At 44.0% G+C, this 19,786-nt stretch carries 13 protein-coding genes; 9 read left to right on the forward strand and 4 right to left on the reverse strand.

Annotated features, from left to right (window positions below):
• Positions 1–228 precede the first annotated feature (228 nt).
• On the reverse strand, positions 229–2,613 hold the full coding sequence (locus tag L0M85_RS04310; RefSeq protein ID WP_048716402.1) for a phosphoketolase family protein: 2,385 nt from the start codon (positions 2,611–2,613) through the stop codon (positions 229–231).
• A 361-nt stretch (positions 2,614–2,974) separates the two neighbouring features.
• Between L0M85_RS04310 and L0M85_RS04315 the strand changes: the two genes are divergently transcribed.
• Positions 2,975–3,946, forward strand: coding sequence for a hypothetical protein (locus L0M85_RS04315; RefSeq protein ID WP_048716400.1), 972 nt, complete (start codon positions 2,975–2,977; stop codon positions 3,944–3,946).
• Positions 3,947–4,055: 109 nt separating this feature from the next.
• Here L0M85_RS04315 and hutI read toward each other — a convergent pair whose 3' ends face one another.
• Complete coding sequence (gene hutI, locus L0M85_RS04320; RefSeq protein ID WP_048716397.1) at positions 4,056–5,303, reverse strand: imidazolonepropionase; 1,248 nt, start codon at positions 5,301–5,303, stop codon at positions 4,056–4,058.
• 200 nt (positions 5,304–5,503) lie between these two features.
• On the opposite strand from hutI, the gene L0M85_RS04325 reads away from it, so the two are divergent.
• The 8 genes from L0M85_RS04325 to hutG all read left to right on the forward strand — a co-directional run bounded on the left by L0M85_RS04325 (position 5,504) and on the right by hutG (position 15,671).
• Positions 5,504–7,534 carry a urocanate hydratase gene (locus L0M85_RS04325; protein ID WP_048716395.1) on the forward strand — a complete coding sequence of 677 codons (2,031 nt, stop codon included), beginning with the start codon at positions 5,504–5,506 and terminating at the stop codon, positions 7,532–7,534.
• An 82-nt stretch (positions 7,535–7,616) separates the two neighbouring features.
• Positions 7,617–8,516, forward strand: a complete 900-nt coding sequence (gene ftcD, locus L0M85_RS04330; RefSeq protein WP_023027213.1) for a glutamate formimidoyltransferase — start codon at positions 7,617–7,619, stop codon at positions 8,514–8,516.
• A gap of 12 nt (positions 8,517–8,528) precedes the next feature.
• Entirely contained in the window at positions 8,529–9,158 is a 630-nt protein-coding gene (locus tag L0M85_RS04335; protein ID WP_023027214.1) for a cyclodeaminase/cyclohydrolase family protein, read from the forward strand.
• Between the two features lie 52 nt (positions 9,159–9,210).
• Positions 9,211–10,884 carry a formate--tetrahydrofolate ligase gene (locus L0M85_RS04340; protein WP_129270069.1) on the forward strand — a complete coding sequence of 558 codons (1,674 nt, stop codon included), beginning with the start codon at positions 9,211–9,213 and terminating at the stop codon, positions 10,882–10,884.
• Between the two features lie 15 nt (positions 10,885–10,899).
• Positions 10,900–11,478 (forward strand): HutD family protein, encoded by a 579-nt coding sequence (locus L0M85_RS04345; RefSeq protein WP_129270067.1) that lies wholly within the window; start codon positions 10,900–10,902, stop codon positions 11,476–11,478.
• Positions 11,479–11,498: 20 nt separating this feature from the next.
• On the forward strand, positions 11,499–12,827 hold the full coding sequence (locus tag L0M85_RS04350; protein WP_048716383.1) for an APC family permease: 1,329 nt from the start codon (positions 11,499–11,501) through the stop codon (positions 12,825–12,827).
• A gap of 228 nt (positions 12,828–13,055) precedes the next feature.
• Positions 13,056–14,597, forward strand: coding sequence for a histidine ammonia-lyase (gene hutH / locus L0M85_RS04355; RefSeq protein WP_048716381.1), 1,542 nt, complete (start codon positions 13,056–13,058; stop codon positions 14,595–14,597).
• Between the two features lie 87 nt (positions 14,598–14,684).
• Complete coding sequence (gene hutG / locus L0M85_RS04360) at positions 14,685–15,671, forward strand: formimidoylglutamase (protein WP_048716377.1); 987 nt, start codon at positions 14,685–14,687, stop codon at positions 15,669–15,671.
• Positions 15,672–15,773: 102 nt separating this feature from the next.
• Here the strand turns inward: hutG and L0M85_RS04365 are convergent, their stop codons facing one another.
• Together L0M85_RS04365 and metF are read right to left on the reverse strand one after the other, a co-directional pair.
• Positions 15,774–18,710, reverse strand: coding sequence for an AAA family ATPase (locus tag L0M85_RS04365; RefSeq protein ID WP_123159533.1), 2,937 nt, complete (start codon positions 18,708–18,710; stop codon positions 15,774–15,776).
• 132 nt (positions 18,711–18,842) lie between these two features.
• Positions 18,843–19,718, reverse strand: a complete 876-nt coding sequence (metF, locus tag L0M85_RS04370; RefSeq protein WP_048716370.1) for a methylenetetrahydrofolate reductase [NAD(P)H] — start codon at positions 19,716–19,718, stop codon at positions 18,843–18,845.
• Positions 19,719–19,786: the final 68 nt, after the last annotated feature.

A 19,786-nucleotide genomic window follows, 5' to 3' on the forward strand; every position in this document is an offset into this window, starting at 1 on the left:
TTTTGTAAGCGGTTTCCGCACCTATATTTTAGTCCTTATCTTATGCAAAGTCAATGCAATCTAGCAAAATCTAAAAAAATATACTATCTTATTGATTTTGTCAGATTTCTCTATCCATTATTGAAGAATCTTTTCTTGCCAAGGGGAATTCCTCAGACAAAGTTTCTTTCATTAAAAAGGTACAAAAAAAAGAAACCAGAATAACTTCTGATTTCTTTTGGAATAAACTTATTTATTTATGTTTTCCCATTTCCAGTTGTGTACTTCTGGAATATCATCACCATGTTCACGGATGTAAGCATTGTGGAAGGCAATTGTTTCGTCCATTTGAGCTGCGAATTCAGCTGCTTCTGCTCCAAGAGCTGCATTGGCTGCATCTTGTGCCAAGTGGAAGCGATCCAATTCAGACATGACACGCATATCGAATGGTGTTGTGATATCTCCGTTTTCACGGTAACCATGTACACGAAGGTTATGGTTGTGACGGTTGAAGAAGATGTCACGGATCATGCCTTCATAACCGTGGAAGGCAAAGATCACAGGTTTATCAGTTGTGAAGACTTTGTCGAACTCTTCATCTGAAAGTCCACGCGCATCGACGGATGGGTGACGCAATTTCAAGATATCTACCACATTGACAAAGCGGATCTTCAATTCTGGGAAGGCCTTGTGCAAGATTGTAATAGCTGCAAGAGCTTCAAGGTTTGGCTCTGTACCTGCAGCTGCAATGACAAGATCTGGATCTTCATCTGCTGAAACAGTTGATGCCCAATCGATCACCTTGTATCCTTCACGAACCAATTCCTCTGCTTCATCAGCTGAGTAGAATTGAGGACGTGGGTGTTTAGAAGAAACGATCAAGTTAATCATATCTTCTGCCTTGAAGGCTTGGTCCATCACCGCAAGCAACGTATTCGTATCTGCTGGCAAGTACTCACGGATATATTCTGGAGTTTTTTCTGCCAAGTGAGTCAAGATACCTGGATCTTGGTGAGTGTAGCCATTGTGATCTTGTTGGAAAACAGTTGAAGTCGCAATCAAGTTCAAGGCAGGGTAGTTTTTACGCCATGTCGTGTGAGTCTTCGATTTACGCAACCATTTGAAGTGTTGAGTAATCATAGAGTCCACGACACGAAGGAATGATTCGTAAGAAGCGAAGAATCCGTGACGACCTGTCAAGACATATCCTTCGAGCATACCTTCTGCTTGGTGCTCTGACAATTGAGAGTCAATAACACGTCCAGCAGGGCTCAAAGCTTCATCGTAGTCTGGTTTCGTACGTCCTAACCATTGACGGCTTGTACGAGTGAAGACTTCTTGAAGACGGTTTGATTTAGTTTCATCTGGTCCAAAGATACGGAAGTTATGTGGGTTCGCATCCACAAGATCTGCTGCATACTTACCAAACTCGATCATATCTTGGGCCATGATAGCCCCTGGTGTTTCAATCTTGAAGGCATGTTTCTTCCAATCAGCAGTGTCCATTGGTTCGATGACACCTGCGTTTGTGATTGGGTTCATAGCCATGCGACGGTCACCTTTTGGTGCAATTTCGGCAATTTCAGGAAGCAATTTACCAGTTTCGTCGAACAATTCAGCTGGACGGTAAGATTCCAACCATGAAAGAAGGGCATCTACATGCTCCATGTGGTGAGCATCTACTGGGATTGGAACTTGGTGCGCACGGAATCCACCCTCGATTGGTGTACCTTCCCAAGCTTTTGGTCCAGTCCAACCTTTAGGAATACGAGCAATCAAGACAGGATATACTGGTTGAGTTGCTTCTTCTGCAGAACCTTTACGAGCTTCTGATTGGACTTTCTTGATTTCTTCAATCGCTTCGTCTAATTTTTCTGCAAACAAAGCATGAGCTGCTTCGTGGTCGTCAGAAATAGCCGTTACGTCTGCAAAGATTGGTTTCCATCCAAGACCTTCAAAGAAGAGGGCCAATTCTTCGTCTGTTTTGCGTTCAAAGATCGTTGGGTTGTGAATCTTCCCACCGTTGAGGTAGAAGATTGGAAGAACAGCACCATCGTTAACTGGGTTCAAGAAGGTATTGGCCAACCAACCAGCCATCAATGGACCAGTTTCTCCTTCGCCATCACCGATTACGGTTGCAGCAATCACATCTGGATTGTCCAAAACAGCTCCAGCTGCGTGAGAAAGAGCATAACCAAGTTCTCCACCTTCGTGGATAGATCCTGGTGTTTCAGGCGCCGCGTGAGAGGCAATCCCTCCTGGGAATGAGAAGATTTTACATAGGTGTTTAAATCCTTCTTCATTTTGTGGGATATTTGGATTCAATTCTGTGTAAGAACCATCTAAGTAAGAGTTGGACACCATAACTTGTCCACCATGACCTGGTCCCTCAATGTAGAACATATCCAAGTCGTATTTGTTGATGGCACGGTTCAAGTGAGCATAGATAAAGTTTTGTCCTGGTACAGTTCCCCAGTGTCCGATTGGGTGAGCCTTCAAGTCGTTTTCAACCACTTCACGTTTCAATAATGGGTTGTCTTTCAAGTACATTTGAGCAGCCGAAATGTAGTTGGCTGCACGCCACCACGCATCCACTTTATCCAAGTAAGCTTTGCTGTTAAAATCAACAGTCATATTGTCTCCTCTCAAATTCTAGCTATGATTCTGATGAATTAGAATCCAGTGCAAGTATTTAGGTTATAAACATCCTGTTTCATTCATATGAAGACAGAACGAACGCGAACCAAATTTTAATTCAATTCTTTTCTATTCTATCAATAATTTAGCTTTTTGTATATAGAAAAAATTAAAAAAAATATAGTTTTTTATAAAAAGTTGCAAATCTCTTCTAAAATCAAAGCATTTTTCAATCATTTTACAAACAGCTTTCTGCTTAGACCACTTAAAAAGCCTTTGAAATCAGCTATCTATAAATCCCCTTGTCACATAAAATCTTTCATGATATACTTTAGATATCAAACTAAAGGAGATCATTATGATGACGGAAAAACGCAATAAAGGATTTGTGTCAGGTCTAGTGCTTGCCCTTGTCTTTCTTGCATTCGCAGGATTAGTATTTTCATTATGGATGGGCCGCCAGAACCCTTCTACTAGCTTTGCGAAGGCAGAAAAGTCTGGGGACCCTGTAACGATGAAGGTCTATGATATTACACGAGAACCTGTCGGAACTGTGGACAACGGCCACGTCCTCTATATCGTCCAGTACGATAACCAAAACGATGGTAGGTTTGCAGGGATCGAAGCCAAAAAAGACGATGCGACGATTAAAGAGGTCATTGATAAGGCAAAAAATGGGGAACTGCAGACCGATCCTTATCAACTAAAGGGAACGCAATTAGCCCCTTTGGCAAAGGATAGCAAAAATACGTCTCGTAACGGTCGCCTTGTCGGTTATAGTGACTACATCCATTCCCTTCTCGACCCGACTTCTGTCGTGTCACTTAATATGACGACCAGCTATTACTTAAGCCTCACAGAGTACAACAAAGACTCCTTATTCCTCTTAATTGGTTCAGCTGCTCTTGCTGGACTTTCTATCATAATGGTCGTAGCCAGCTTCTCCGTTCGGAAACGGACCATTGCTTCCTATCAGGAACTCCACCAAAACTATCCCGAACTCCAAGGAGATCTGTCTCGCCTGTCTGATGAAGCCAGCTACTACAATCAAGACTTAAAAGTTATCTTGTACAAAAATCATTTGATTACCTATTTCAGAGGAACGCAAACGATTGATTTACGAGAGGTTCAACAACTATACTTACATGTCACTCGAGTTCGTCAATCAGGGATTGCTCGCTCAATCTTCCAATTGTGCTACATCCGCAAGGACAAACCAAAGAAACAGCACCGCCTAGCCATTAAGAATAAGAAGAACGCTGAAGAACAACTCTACACTCTTTTTGCACAGGTATCTGAGAGATTCCCAGATGTCAAGGTTGGAATTTAAAGATTTTCCAACTCCCTTTGGAAATACTGATCTAAGCACTAAATCCCCTCATCAGAATCAGTTGATGAGGGGATTTTTTTCTATTTAGGTCACATTTGAAACGAGAGGATTAAATCACTTTTTTACCATTTTTATAAACATCTGTCACTAGGTTGGTCGCAAAGAAATAGAAGAGATAATCTAGATTTGGTGCATCGTAAATAGTGATATCGGCCTGTTTTCCAGTATCAAAAGATCCAATGGTTTTGGCACGATCGACTGAATAAGCTGCATTAATAGTTACCGCATTGAGAATCTCAACTGGTGTCAAACGCATCATGAAGCAACCGAGGTGCATGGCAAACTGAAGATTGGCTGTCGGACAGGATCCTGGGTTACTGTCGGTTGTTAGAGTGATGGCCATCCCAGCATCCAGCATCTTACGAGCCGGTGCATAGGTATCTTCCATGAGGCTGAAGGTTGTAGCAGGCAACAGATTGCCGATAACTTTTGCTTTTGCTAGTTTTTGAATGCCTTCATCGGTAATCACCATCAGGTGTTCTGCGCTAGTAGATTCCAATTCAGCTGCAACATCCACACCACCGATAGACTCGATTTCATCCGCATGAATCCGCAGTTTGAAGCCCATTTCCTTGGCTTTTGACAGAAGATAGCGAGACTCATCTGCTGTAAAGACACCCTTTTCACAGAAGATATCACAGAATTCAGCTAACTTTTCTTCCTTCACTTTTGGAAGCATTTGCTCAATGATGAGATCTAAATACTCTTGAGAACGGCCCTTATACTCTGTCGGGATCGCATGAGCTGCCATAAAGGTCGAAACCAGATCAATTTCATGGTCACGGTCCAAGGCAGCTACTACATCTAGTTGGCGTTTTTCCGTTTCCCAATCCAAACCATAGCCACTCTTAGCTTCAACGGTGGTCACTCCATGACGCAACATATAGTCCAACAATCGTTTGGACTTGTTATAGAGATTGTCAAAAGATGCTTCACGAGTTGCCCGAACAGTGCTCAGAATTCCACCGCCTTGAGCGAGGATGTCTAAGTAAGAAACACCCGCTAACTTTTTCGCAAATTCATGTTCACGACTGCCTCCATAGACCAGGTGGGTATGACAGTCGATCAAACCAGGAGTCGCAACTTTCCCTTCACAAGATTTTACTTCCGTATGGTCATCGATCAGTTCTGGATCTGGTTGACCTGTTCCAACTGCAAGAATTTTTCCATCCTTAATAGCAATATAAGCATCGGATAGGATTCGCGCTTCTGCCATCTCTTTTCCATAGAGAGGATGGCCTAGATCATTTGGACAAAACAACTGGTTAAAGTGGGTTAAGATTACATCAGCAGACATATGAAAACATTCCTTTCTATTTCCATTGTTATTCATTTTACAATTCTACAGGAAAAGCGTCAAAAAAAAGTCAAAAAGTTTCTCCCTCATTATTTTTTGCTTTATTAAAAATTAAATTTATTTTTGACTCTTTATTGACGTTTCTTGGATACAATAAAGAAAATATAAATTCATAGTCTACACATAAGGAGGTTCCTACTATGTCATTTATAGACGATAAAGAAATTGCAGCTGCTATGTCTGTCAAACTTGACTTTGATGTCCTACCTGAAAAGGCAACTTTTCAAGAAGGCATCCGTCGTGCACCTGATAGAGGCTTCCGCTTAACGCAAGCTCAGACTGAGATTGCTCTTAAAAACGCTCTGCGTTACATCCCTAAAAAATTCCACCAAGAGTTGATCCCAGAATTTCTGGAAGAACTAAAAACTCGCGGTCGGATCTATGGCTATCGCTTCCGTCCAAAAGATCGGATCTATGGCAAACCAATTGATGAGTACAAAGGAAAATGCACTGCTGCTAAGGCTATGCAGGTTATGATTGACAACAACTTGAGCTTTGAAATCGCCCTTTATCCATATGAATTGGTCACTTACGGAGAAACAGGTTCTGTCTGTGCTAACTGGATGCAATACAACTTGATCAAGAAATACTTGGAAGTCATGACAGAAGACCAAACCTTGGTGGTTGAATCTGGTCACCCTCTCGGCCTCTTCAAGTCTAAACCAGAAGCTCCTCGCGTCATCATTACCAACGGTCTCTTGATCGGTGAGTATGACAATATGCGCGACTGGGAAATCGCTGAAGAAATGGGCGTTACCAACTACGGTCAGATGACGGCTGGTGGCTGGATGTACATTGGTCCTCAAGGGATCGTTCACGGTACCTTCAACACTCTCCTTAATGCTGGACGTCTTAAACTCGGTGTGCCTGATGATGGCGACTTAACTGGTAAACTCTTCATCTCGTCTGGTCTCGGTGGTATGAGTGGAGCTCAAGGGAAAGCAGCTGAAATTGCAAAAGCTGTTGCCATCGTTGCAGAAGTAGACCGCTCTCGGATCGAAACCCGTCACTCTCAAGGTTGGATTAGCCAAGTAACCGACAGTGCCGAAGAAGCTGTGAAATTGGCTCAAGCAGCACTGGAAGCTGGTGAATCAACTTCTATTGCCTACCATGGTAATATCGTAGACTTGCTCGAATATGTCAACGAACACCAAGTCCACGTTCACCTCTTGTCTGACCAAACCTCTTGCCACAACGTCTATGATGGTGGCTATTGCCCTGTTGGGATCAGCTTTGAAGAACGGACACGTTTGTTGGCAGAAGACAAAGAAACCTTCCATCGCTTGGTCGATGAAACCTTAGCTCGTCACTTTGCAGTGATTAAAGCTTTGACGGCTAAAGGTACCTACTTCTTCGACTACGGTAATGCCTTTATGAAATCTGTTTACGACTCTGGCATCAAGGAAATTTCTAAGAATGGTCTCGATGACAAGGACGGCTTCATTTGGCCATCTTATGTAGAAGATATCATGGGACCTATGCTCTTTGACTATGGTTATGGTCCATTCCGTTGGGTCTGCCTAAGCGGTAAACACGAAGACTTGATTGCAACTGACCACGCTGCTATGGAAGCGATCGATCCAACTCGTCGCTACCAAGACCGCGATAACTACAACTGGATTCGCGATGCTGAAAAGAACCAATTAGTCGTTGGTACACAGGCTCGTATCCTCTATCAAGATTGTATGGGACGTGTCAATATCGCTTTGAAATTTAATGAACTCATTCGCCAAGGCAAGATTGGACCGGTCATGATTGGACGTGACCACCATGACGTATCTGGTACAGATGCTCCATTCCGTGAAACCTCCAATATCAAAGATGGTTCAAACGTTACCTGCGATATGGCGGTTCAATGTTACGCCGGTAACGCCGCTCGCGGTATGAGTCTCGTGGCTCTCCACAATGGTGGTGGTACTGGTATCGGTAAGGCCATCAACGGAGGATTTGGTCTCGTTCTAGACGGTAGCCACCGGATCGACGAAATCATCAAATCTGCGATTGCATGGGATACCATGGGTGGGGTTGCTCGTCGGAACTGGGCAAGAAATAACCATGCCATCGAAACAGCCATCGAATACAACCGCCTCCATGCAGGAACAGACCACATCACCATTCCGTATCTGGCAGATGAAGATTTGGTCAAAGATGCGGTTCAAAAATTGTTTTAACATCAAAAAATAAAAATTGAGAAAGGGGAGGAAATACAAAGACTCCTCCTCCCCAACTTCTCCTATAAAAAGAGGTAATCATATGGCAAAAATTGTTGAGTGTATTCCAAACTTCTCTGAAGGACGCAATCAAGCTGTGATCGACGGATTAGCAGCCACAGCAAAAAGTATTCCAGGTGTTACGCTGCTGGACTACTCGTCTGACGCCAGTCACAACCGGAGCGTCTTTACACTCGTTGGGGATGAAGAAAGCATTCAAGAAGTTGCTTTCCAATTGGTAAAATACGCATCTGAAAACATCGATATGACCAAGCACGAAGGCGAACACCCTCGTATGGGGGCAACAGACGTTTGTCCTTTCGTTCCAGTCAAAGATATCACAACAGATGAATGTGTCGAAATCGCCAATAAAGTAGCCGAACGCATCAATCGTGAATTAGGTATTCCAATCTTCCTTTATGAAGATGCTGCAACTCGCCCAGAACGAAAAAACTTGGCGAAGGTTCGCAAAGGACAATTTGAAGGAATGCCAGAAAAACTGTTGGAAGAAGACTGGAAGCCAGACTACGGTGAACGCAAGATTCACCCAACTGCAGGGGTTACAGCCGTTGGTGTCCGTATGCCACTCGTTGCTTTCAATATCAACCTTGACACAGATGATCTAGAAATTGCCAACAACATTTCTAAAATCATTCGTGGATCTAGCGGTGGATACAAATACTGTAAAGCAATCGGTGTCATGCTAGAAGATCGCAACATCGCCCAAGTCTCTATCAACATGGTCAACTTGGAAAAATTCCCATTGTATCGCGTCGTTGAAACCGTTCGTTTCGAAGCACAACGCTACGGGGTTCGCATCACTGGAACAGAACTCATTGGACTGGCTCCTGCTAAGGCTTTGATTGACTCTGCTGAATACTACTTGCAATTAGAAGACTTTGACTATAGCAAACAAGTCTTGGAAAATCACTTGTTGGGTTAGAAAGGGAGTTCTATGAAACTAGTTGACTTAAGTATTACAGAGTTTGCCAAGGTTCTTGGTTCAGATGCCCCAGCTCCAGGTGGCGGTTCTGCTGCTGCCCTATCTGCTGCAAACGGGATTTCACTTACAAAAATGGTCTGTGAACTGACCATCGGTAAGAAAAAATACGCTGAATTTGAAGACCACATCAAAGGGGTTCACGAAAAAAGTGCCCACCTCCAAGACCAATTACTAGAAGCCATCGACAAAGATACAGAAGCTTTCAACGTGGTATCAGCAGTCTTTGATCTTCCAAAGGAAACGGAAGAAGAGAAAGTCGCTCGTCGTGAAGCCATGCAAAAAGCTTTGAAACATGCGACAGTATCTCCTTTCTCTATGATGGAGCTCATCGTTGAGGCGCTTGAAACAACAAAAGAAGCTGTTGGTAAGTCCAACACCAATGCGGCGAGTGACCTAGGAGTGGCTGCTCTCAATCTCAAGGCTGGACTTCAGGGGGCTTGGCTCAATGTCCTGATCAACATTTCAGGAATCAAGGACCAAGACTTCGTCCAAGAATACCATAGCAAGGGACTCGAACTCCTCCAAACAGGCTCTGAGCTTGCAGATAACATTTACCAAAGCATTTTAGAAAGCCTATCTTAAACCTACCAATTAACGTTATAACTTTAATACCTACAAAGAAAGAAGGGATTCTATGGTTTTATCGGATATTGAAATTGCCAATTCTGTCCAAATGAAGCCCATCATGGAAATCGCTGCTGAACTTGGATTGACTGAAGACGACATTTCGCTCTACGGAAAATACAAGGCAAAAATCGATAGCAACCAACTGGAACAACTAAAGGACAAGGAAGATGGAAAGCTAATCCTCGTGACAGCCATCTCTCCGACACCTGCTGGAGAAGGAAAGACAACCACCTCTGTTGGACTAGTGGATGCCCTCTCTGCTATCGGTGAGAAAGCGGTCATTGCCCTCCGCGAACCTTCACTTGGCCCTGTCTTTGGGATCAAGGGTGGTGCTGCCGGTGGTGGGTACGCTCAAGTGGTTCCAATGGAAGATATCAACCTTCACTTTACCGGAGACTTCCATGCCATTGGGATTGCCAACAACTTACTTGCAGCCTTGATTGACAACCACATCCATCATGGCAATGAGTTGGGCATCGATTCTCGTCGCATCACCTGGAAACGGGTGGTCGACATGAACGACCGGCAACTCCGCCATATTGTAGACGGCCTTCAAGGAAAGACAAACGGAGTTCCTCGTGAAGATGGCTTTGACATCACGGTGGCGTCTGAAATCATGGCTATTCTCTGTCTCTCAGAAAATATCCTTGACCTCAAAGAACGCCTCGATCGCATCATTATTGGGTACAACTACCAGGGACAACCAGTGACAGCCAAAGACCTCAAGGCTGGAGGTGCCATGGCAGCTGTTCTCAAAGATGCCATCCATCCAAACTTGGTACAAACCTTGGAGCATACTCCGGCTATCATCCACGGCGGACCATTTGCCAATATCGCTCATGGCTGTAACAGTGTGCTGGCTACCAAACTAGCCCTCAAATATGCAGACTATGTCGTGACAGAAGCTGGTTTTGGAGCAGACCTCGGTGCTGAAAAATTCATCGACATCAAATGCCGCATGGCCGGACTCAAACCTGCTGCCGTTGTCCTCGTCGCGACCATCCGTGCTCTCAAGATGCATGGTGGTGTCGCCAAAGCGGACTTGGCTACTGAAAATGTCCAAGCCGTGATCGATGGTCTGCCAAACCTGGACAAACACTTGGCCAACATCCAAGAAGTCTACGGTCTACCTGTGGTCGTTGCCATCAACAAATTCCCGCTGGATACAGAGGCTGAGCTAGAAGCTGTCTATGAATCTTGTAAGAAACGCAATGTAGACGTGGTCATCTCTGATGTCTGGGCACATGGTGGAGCTGGCGGCCGTGACCTAGCTGAAAAAGTCATTCAACTAGCTCAAGAAGAAAACCACTTCTCTTATGTTTATGACCAAGAAGACAGCATTGAAACAAAATTGACCAAGATCGTCACAAAAGTCTATGGTGGTAAAGGCATCAGCTTAACACCCGCGGCCAAACGCGAACTAAAAGAATTGGAAGCACTTGGTTTCTCCAACTACCCAATCTGTATGGCCAAAACGCAATATTCCTTCTCGGATGATGCCAAGAAGATCGGAGCACCGAAAGATTTCACTGTCAAAATCAGCAACCTTAAGGTGGCAGCAGGAGCTGGCTTTATCGTTGCGCTCACAGGAACGATCATGACCATGCCTGGCCTACCAAAAGTTCCAGCCAGTGAAAAGATTGATATCGACGCCCAAGGCAATATTACTGGTCTCTTTTAAGAAAGAGGAGGTCCTATGGTGACTATCCTTCATCTCACCCCCGCAGATTATCAGATTTCTACTTGGTCTGGTGGTCAAACCACCCAACTCTTCCTCTCTCCAAAAGAGGGAAGTTATCCAGATCGGACCTTTGACTTTCGCCTCTCTACTGCAACGGTGGAGGTTGAAAAAAGTGATTTTACTGATCTCACTGGCTACCACCGAATCTTGATGCCTCTGACTTCATCGATTACACTCACCCATCAACATAAAGAAGTTGTTTTGAAGCCATTTCAAAGCTACTTCTTTGACGGGGGAGATCCCGTATCTAGCCAAGGGACCTGTCAAGATTTTAATCTAATCTATAAACCTTCTTATCAGGGGCATATGAGTGCTATATCCCCAAAAGAAAGTGTCACGAGCCAGAGTCGCTATCAATTGATCTATGCTCTCTGTCCACTAACACTTGAATGGAAAAAGGGACAACTTTACTCCCTCAAAACTCACGAGCTCCTGTTTATCGAACAAGCATCTCCTCTTCAAGAGATGACAATTACGTTTTCACCCCTTCAGTCTGGGAAGCAACCGATTGCTATCTGGACTGCGCTAAGATAATGTTTTAAAGGAGAGACATTATGAACGGAGCACATAAACAGTCGATTGAGGAACAAGAAAAAGCGAAATTCAGCTTTAGCGGTGCCACTCTATACGGTATCAATGCCGTGATTGGGTCTGGTATCTTCCTCTTGCCCAAAAAGATATATTCTGGCCTCGGACCAGCTTCCCTGGCCGTCATGTTTGGAGTAGCTATTCTTGTCATGCTACTATCAGCCTGTCTGGCTGAAACGGCTGGCTACTTTGATAAAAACGGTGGAGCCATGCAATACTCAAAAGCAGCTTTCGGAGACTTTGTCGGCTTTAACGTCGGGATCCTCGGATGGGCCGTTACCGTTATCGCTTGGGCTGCTATGCTAGCTGGTTTTGCTAAGATCTTCATCATTACCTTCCCAGCATTCGAAGGCTACAACCTACAGATTAGTATCGTTATGTTGGTTCTCTTGAGTCTTATGAACATCGCCGGTCTGAAAACATCGAAAATGTTCACACTGACAGCTACTGTTGCAAAATTAATCCCAATTGTCCTCTTCTCACTCTTCGCCATCTTCTTTATTCCTGGTGGAGTAAGCAAGGGCAACTTCACACCTTTCCTTCAATTGGAAAGTGGATCAAATCTCTTTAGTGCTATTTCTAGTACCGCTGTTTACATCTTCTATGGATTTATCGGATTCGAAACCATGTCCATCGTTGCAGGGGAAATGCGTAACCCTGAAAAGAACGTTCCTCGTGCTATCTTGGGATCCATCAGTATCGTCTCAGTTCTCTACATGTTGATCATCGCTGGAACAATCGCTATGCTTGGTGGAGGCATTATGGGAACCGAGGCACCAGTACAAGACGCATTTGTTAAAATGATTGGCCCTATCGGTGCCCCTCTTGTCTCCTATGGTGCTCTCATTTCAATCGCCGGTCTCAACATCGGTGAATCCATTATGGTTCCTCGTTTCGGTGCTGCCCTAGCAGACGAAAAACTCTTGCCAGCAGAACTTGGAAAAACAAACTCCAAGAATGCTCCTGTCATTGCCATTATCATTTCCGGTTTCTTTGCATTCTTACTCTTGTTATCTGGATCTTTCGAATCCTTAGCAACTTTCAGTGTTGTTTTCCGTTTCTTCCAATATATTCCGACTGCTTTGGCAGCGCTCAAACTCAGAAAAATGTACCCAGAGAAAAAGGTTACCTTCCGAGTGCCATTCGGTCCAGTTATCCCAATTTTGGCTGTTGTCATCAGTATCTTGATGATTGCAGGGGATAATCTAATGAACTTTGTATGGGGAGCTATCGGTCTAGTAATCGCTAGTGGACTTTACTTTGTTTTCCACGGTGACAAACTAGCTAAAAAATAAAACAGTCCTCACCAATTCTATTTACACATTAGATGGGAACTTAGGAGGAGCAAAGCATTCCTTTGCTCCCTAGCCCATCTAAGAAGCCACGAATATCAAACCTGAGCTCTTTTCTCTAAGACTTCTTTCAATCCTTCTAAGAATCATAGACAATGGGCTCACGTTTGGTATTCAAACCGAAGTAAACAAATCTACTTCTACAGAACAATTCATAATCGGAGGTTTTATATGACTCAATTGATTCATTTAGATGGTAACAGCTTAACACTAGAAGAGGTCATCGCCGTCGCTCGGCACGGTGCCCAATGTGAGTTAGACGAAGCAGCCAAAGAAGCTGTTATCGCATCTCGTAAAATTGTTGATGATATCGTCCGTGAAAAACGTGTTGTCTATGGTGTGACCACTGGATTTGGCTCTCTCTGTAATGTCAGCATTTCTCCAGAAGATACTGTCCAACTGCAAGAAAACTTGATTCGTACCCACGCATCTGGTTTTGGTGATCCACTTCCAGAAGATGCCGTTCGTGCTATCATGCTCATCCGGATCAACTCGCTCTTAAAAGGCTATTCTGGCATTCGTCTGTCAACTGTTGAAAAACTATTAGAATTGCTTAACAAAGGAGTGACTCCTTATATTCCAGAAAAAGGATCACTCGGAGCTTCCGGAGACCTTGCCCCCCTTTCTCATATGGTGCTCCCAATGTTGGGACTTGGACACGCCTACTACAAAGGTCAACTCTTGAGCGGTCAAGAAGCTCTCGACCAAGCTGGTATTGAAAAGATCCAATTGGCTGCCAAAGAAGGGCTTGCTTTGATCAATGGTACGACTGTCCTAACCGGTATCGGCGCTCTTGCGACTTATGATGGTATCCAATTGCTCAAACTGTCTGACATTGCCGGTGCTCTTTCAATGGAAGTCCACAATGGTATTACCAGCCCATTTGAAGAAGACCTTCATACTATCCGTCCTCAAAGTGGACAATTGGCAACCGCTCGTAATATCCGTAACCTCCTTGAAGGAAGCAAAAACACAACTGTTGCGACCCAACAACGGGTACAAGATCCTTATACACTCCGTTGTATTCCTCAAATCCATGGAGCCAGCAAAGACTCTATTGCTTATGTAAAAACAAAAGTTGAAATCGAAATCAACTCTGTGACAGATAACCCAATCATCACCAAGGAAGGACACGTCATCTCCGGAGGTAACTTCCACGGTGAACCAATGGCACAACCATTTGACTTCTTGGGTATTGCCCTTTCTGAGATCGGAAACGTATCTGAACGTCGGGTGGAACGCTTGGTCAACAGCCAGCTTAGTAAATTGCCATCCTTCTTGGTCAAACACCCTGGCCTCAACTCAGGCTTCATGATTACGCAGTATGCTTGTGCTTCTCTTGCATCTGAAAACAAAATCTTGTCTCACCCAGCCAGCGTTGACTCTATCCCATCTTGTGAAAACCAAGAAGACTTCGTCAGCATGGGAACTACAGCAGCTCGTAAAGCAGCAGAAATCCTTAAGAATTCACGCCGCATCGTTGCTACTGAAATTATGGCAGCCTGCCAAGCCTTGGATCTCAAACCAGAAAATCATGAACTTGGTAAAGGTACAAAACCAGCCTATGACATGATTCGCAGCAAGGTGGCCTTCATTGAATTTGACAAGGACATCGAAATCTTCGAAGAACTCAATAAAGCATCTGCTGTTGTCGAAAGTGAAGAATTCTTAGCAACCATCGAAAAAGCAGTTGACTTAAGCATTCAATACTGATACAGTAAGGATACAGCAGAAAAAGGCTGAGAAAATTTCTCAGCCTTTCCAATTCTAGCCAAATACCAACAAACGGAGGCATGTAACGTGCTTAGAGATTATTACCCAACGACTTACAGTTATTACCAAGGCAGTATTGAAGACAATCCTTATACAGCCAAATGGGGAATGCTGACGAAGTTTTTGGATTTGAATGATGAAACCTTGACTCCTTTTGAAGAAGTCACCTTTGGAATCCTTGGTTTTAAAAGCGATAAAGGAGTCTATATCAATAACGGTCGCGTCGGTGCTGTCGAAAGTCCTAATGCTATTCGCACCCAGCTCGCCAAACTTCCTTGGCACTGGGGCACCAACGTCACAGTTTTTGATGTCGGAAATATCGATGGCCCCAATCGTTCTCTTGAAGATTTGCAAGAAAGCCTCTCTCTAACTGTCAAACGGATGTTGGAGCTAAATATTCAACCAATCGTCCTCGGTGGAGGGCACGAAACGGCTTATGGTCACTACCTGGGCCTCAAATCCTCCTTGCAACCAGATGAACAATTGGCTGTCATAAACCTAGATGCTCACTTTGACCTGCGTCCTTACGACCAAACTGGTCCCAACTCTGGAACAGGATTTCGCCAAATGGCAGACCACGCAAAAGAAGAGAGCAAAGATTTCCCTTACTTGATTTTGGGCATCCAGGAACACAGCAACAACCTGTTCCTATTCAACTATGTGGCAAAAACACCAAGCATTGATTTCTTAACAGGACAAGATCTCTTCCGGATGAGCCACCAGGCCATTCTTGATCGGATTGATCAATTCTTAGAAAAACAGACAGCGGTCTACCTCTCTATCGATATGGACTGCTTTGCCGTTGGTTCTGCCCCTGGCGTCAGTGCCATCCAGTCACTTGGTGTGGATCCAAAACTAGCCCTAATGTTGCTCCAACACATTGCTGCTAGCGGCAAACTGATTGGATTTGATATTGTGGAAGTTTCCCCTCCTCATGATATTGACAACCACACCTCCAACCTGGCTGCAACCTTTATCTTTTACTTGACCCAAATCTTGTCCCAACAAAAATAAGATGCAAAACCTCTCTAACATACAAAAGGCTTATCAACATCCATCCCTTGGGTGTTGATAAGCCTTTTTTTATTCTTCCTTCGTGACACTTGATGAGCTATACTAGAGGACTTTTAATCTCTTGAGGAAGGGACGGTCTCTATACGGAGTCAGATGTTGCTCTGCCAGTTTCTTGTAGTAGCCCTTATCTTCTTTCAAGAAAGAGCTCAAAGCAGGAACCAGTTGCTCTCCTTGTTCCTTCTGGGCCGCCAAGAAGGCTAAGAGATAACAAACCATCCCCTTGTCTCGCGCATTCGTCGTTTGCTTCATGGTTCCTTCTTTACGAGCCAGATAAGTTGCCACCTTCTCTTGCTCGCCAAAATGACAGGCGATTAAGGATTGATAAAATTCGAGCAATTCTTCCTTCCAAGGGAAGCGAACGCCGGACAAAACCTTTTGAGCCCTGTCAAAATAGAAGCGGGCTTGGACCAAATCTCCCTTCCAATAGTAGGCAATCCCAAGATCAATTTCAAACACCACTCGGACTGAATCAACAGATTGATCTCCCACCAAGCGTAGGACCTCTTCCAAATGGGTGACAGCTACTTGAAAATGCCCTCTCACTTGCTCTATTTCAGCCAGGTAGGCTAAAGATGCTGCAATTTGAATGGCATACTTGGCCTGCATGCTATTGGTCAGACTAAAGCAATCAATGGAGCGATAGAGGTGGCGGGTTGCCTGCTCCTCATCCCCTACCATCAAATGGTACAAACCCTTCAAACGTAACTGAATCGCAATCGCTTCATGGTTGTTGGCCTGAATCGCATCTTCTAAAGCCAAATCTGTGTAATAGGCCATTTCAGAAATATTTTCTGTTTGAATGCAATAATAAATGATTTGCCGGTACCCTTCTAAAAGAAAGTCGAGCCGTTTGAGTTCCCGCGCATAGGAGATGACCTTTTGAATATCATGAATCCCCTTTTGGTACTCACCACTTCGAATGAAGTAGCGCCCCTCTAAATACAAGTAGCGCAGTTGCAAATACTTGTAGTCTCTATCTTTTTGGTGTCGTGAAAAAAGCTGATCCAGTTCTCGACGAAGACGAGAGAGTTCCCCAAAAATATCCAAATGGCTATTTTCACCATCTGATACTCCCCCTTCTTCTCCCTTGGAGTATATTGGGAATAGTTCATGTTCTAGCTGGAGGATTTCTTCCAAGTAGGTTAGCTCAAAGGATAGGGAACACAAGAGATTTTGGGACTGCTTGTATTGGTAAGCTATTTCCTTATAGAAGAGCAGGTCTGTCGAATCTTCTAAGGTTTCTTCCAGTTTTTGCGCGATTTGTTGATGGAAGAGACGCCGTCTGGCTGGTGACAGGAGTTGGTAGAAATACATGGCTACCAATTGCTTGCAAAATTGGACTAAGAGATCCTCCCCCTCCTCCACTATTGAGATGATTCCTCTTTGAGCTAAAGGATCTAATAATGCAGTTAAAACAGAAAGATCTGTAGCTGTCAAATCGGCCAAGATAGACATGGATATCGGCTTATGAAAACAAGACAAATAATGAAGAAGGGACTCCTCTTCACTGCTCAAGTCACCCAGCTCTTGAGACAGATAGGCTTGAATAATATCAGGTAAGGGCTCTAAACTTTCCTTCTCTTTCCACTCTTCTATATAGCTGGACAACAAGAAGGGACTACCTTCACTCCACTCCATCATTTGCTCGATCAGGGCTGGTTCTATCTGCCCCAGTTGCCCTTGTAAGAGTGATCGACTTTCACTCGGATCAAAATTGGTCAACTCTAGCTGGGACAACCGTCTCTCGACTTTTAAACTCCCAAAGAAGGTGACCAAGAATTCCGGCAAAGGCCCCTCAGCTGTAACAATCAGTTGCCATCTTTCCCCGCTACTTTTCTCCTCCAATTGCTTTACTTTATTGAATGAGGCCGCATCCATCCACTGAGCATTTTCAAGCAGAATCAGGAGAGGTTTTTCTTGGCTGAGTCTTTGAAGGTGCTTCCGGACAGCAGGGAGATTGTCCGCTTTTCCTAGAGGAGGAGCTTCCAAGCCCCCACTCACTTTCTCTAGGGAAGCTTTGAGGTCGTCCCAGATCCCTCCTTCTTCTTGGCGACTGCCGACTTTGCCTTCCAGCTTGACAAAGCTAAAACTACGATTAGACAGCAAGACCAATTGACGCAATAAACGTTTTTTGCCTGTTCCAGATTGCCCCATGACCAAGAGAGGGCCAACCGCTTCCCCCTTCTCTACTAAGGATAGGTATTCTTCCAGTTGGGACAGTTCTTGTTTGCGACCAAAGAAAGGGAGTTCTCGGACATTCACACGATTGCTCTGTTTATGGGTTCGCTTAGCTTCCAAAACAGAATGATACAGTTCTTCTATCACTCGACTAGGACGAACATTCAGCTCACGATCCAATAAATCCACCAGCTTGTAATAGGTCTCAAAAAATTTCCCCAGCTGGTGATGAACTCTATAATACTCCATCAAGAGCTGGTAGTTCTTTTCTTCAAATTCATCCAGCTCTACTAAATGGTGGAGTAAGGACTCTATACCAGGGTCTCCCAGCCCCTCTTTGTCAATCTTTTGATAACAGCTTTCAATATAGAGTTGCTTATAAGCGCTCCGTTTACGGGAAGCCCACTGGTCAAAGTCCTCATCATCCTTGACGTAGAAGCCTTCCAGAAAATCTCCCTGATAAAGATGTAAATTGCTTATCGGATCCCTTTCAAAAAGCTGGACATCCAAAGAAAGATTCAGCTCAGAATTAAGGGCCAAGCTACTCCTACTTGGAGAAACAATGACATCTCCTTCAAAGATTTTATTAGCTTGGTAAACAGTATTCCGTAGATTTTTCCGAGCGACTTGGTTTTCCTTGTCCCCCCAGAGAATGCCCGCAATTTCATCACGGTTGACCTCACCCGATACAGCTAAGTAATAAAATAAAGCCTCCATCTTCGAGAAGGAAAAACGGATGTCTTTCTGTTGGAAAACAACCTTAGGGGGTCCAAATAACTTCAACGTGAGTTCTCTCTTCATTGCAAGCGCCTCCAAAATCTTCATATTAATACTATAAAAAAAAAGTTGTCTTTTAGCAAGCGATTGGCCCAAGTAAAAAAGAGACTGAGAAAAATTTTTCTCAATCTCTACAATTCCTGCTTAGACTGTTGATTAAATCACTTCCAAATTTGGTTGGTGTTCAAATAAGGCTTTTGTTGCATGGTGGACATGATAGGCTACATCTTCATTGTTCATGGTGTAGAGATGGACACCGGCAACATCTTGTGTGACCAAATCAACGATTTGATCCACCGCATAGGCTAAACCAGCCGCACGAAGAGATTTTGGATCATGTTCATACTTATCCAGAATGGCTTTGAACTTCCGTGGGATATGAACATTTTCACAAGTCTTCAACAAGCGAAGGGCCTGGTTTCTGTTAAGAATTGGCATCACCCCTGCATGAATGGGAACATCAATTCCCGCCAAGGTACACTTATCTTGAAAATCGTAGAAACGCTCATTGTCAAAGAAAAGCTGAGTCACTAGGCTCGAACATCCAGCATCCACTTTCTTTTTCAGATTTTGAATATCTGAAATTTGGTTTGGCGAATCTGGGTGACCTTCTGGGTAACAAGCACCGATCACATCAAAGTGAGGAGCTTCTGTTTTAATAAATTCAATCAAGTCCGTTGCATAACGAAAGTCTTTTAAAGGCTCAATACCAGGAATAATATCACCACGAAGGGCCAAAATCCGATGAACCCCTACTTGATCTAATTCATGAAGGGTATCTGCTACTTTTTCCTTGCTTAGATAGATGGCAGGTAAGTGGGCAATGGTCGGAATAGACAATTCATTCTGAATATGATTGGCTAAAGCAACCGTCGTCTCTTTGATATTGTATTTATTATTGCTAGCTGTCACACTGATAAAGTGTGGAGCTAATTCCTGCATATTTTCCAAGGCACGTAAGAGCTTGGCATTGCCTACTTCAGGATTTGGAGGGAAAACCTCAAAGGAGAGCGACGGTGTTTGCTTAGTCATCAAATGTATTCCTTTCTTGATTGAGCAATTCTTTTTTTGCTATCGAGCAAGCTTAGGAATTTCTACTT

It is taken from the genome of Streptococcus sp. DFI.7.26, from assembly GCF_022240605.1.
Lineage (GTDB): Bacteria > Bacillota > Bacilli > Lactobacillales > Streptococcaceae > Streptococcus > Streptococcus xiaochunlingii.

What these genes read in the sequence shown, in the direction of transcription:
- L0M85_RS04345 (WP_129270067.1), top strand. Translation starts at nt 10,900, where the DNA reads ATGGTGACTATCCTTCATCTCACCCCCGCAGATTATCAGATTTCTACT.
- L0M85_RS04340 (WP_129270069.1), top strand. Translation starts at nt 9,211, where the DNA reads ATGGTTTTATCGGATATTGAAATTGCCAATTCTGTCCAAATGAAGCCC.
- L0M85_RS04325 (WP_048716395.1), top strand. Translation starts at nt 5,504, where the DNA reads ATGTCATTTATAGACGATAAAGAAATTGCAGCTGCTATGTCTGTCAAA.
- metF (WP_048716370.1), bottom strand. Translation starts at nt 19,718, where the DNA reads ATGACTAAGCAAACACCGTCGCTCTCCTTTGAGGTTTTCCCTCCAAAT.
- L0M85_RS04315 (WP_048716400.1), top strand. Translation starts at nt 2,975, where the DNA reads ATGATGACGGAAAAACGCAATAAAGGATTTGTGTCAGGTCTAGTGCTT.
- L0M85_RS04310 (WP_048716402.1), bottom strand. Translation starts at nt 2,613, where the DNA reads ATGACTGTTGATTTTAACAGCAAAGCTTACTTGGATAAAGTGGATGCG.
- hutI (WP_048716397.1), bottom strand. Translation starts at nt 5,303, where the DNA reads ATGTCTGCTGATGTAATCTTAACCCACTTTAACCAGTTGTTTTGTCCA.
- L0M85_RS04365 (WP_123159533.1), bottom strand. Translation starts at nt 18,710, where the DNA reads ATGAAGAGAGAACTCACGTTGAAGTTATTTGGACCCCCTAAGGTTGTT.
- ftcD (WP_023027213.1), top strand. Translation starts at nt 7,617, where the DNA reads ATGGCAAAAATTGTTGAGTGTATTCCAAACTTCTCTGAAGGACGCAAT.
- L0M85_RS04335 (WP_023027214.1), top strand. Translation starts at nt 8,529, where the DNA reads ATGAAACTAGTTGACTTAAGTATTACAGAGTTTGCCAAGGTTCTTGGT.
- L0M85_RS04350 (WP_048716383.1), top strand. Translation starts at nt 11,499, where the DNA reads ATGAACGGAGCACATAAACAGTCGATTGAGGAACAAGAAAAAGCGAAA.
- hutH (WP_048716381.1), top strand. Translation starts at nt 13,056, where the DNA reads ATGACTCAATTGATTCATTTAGATGGTAACAGCTTAACACTAGAAGAG.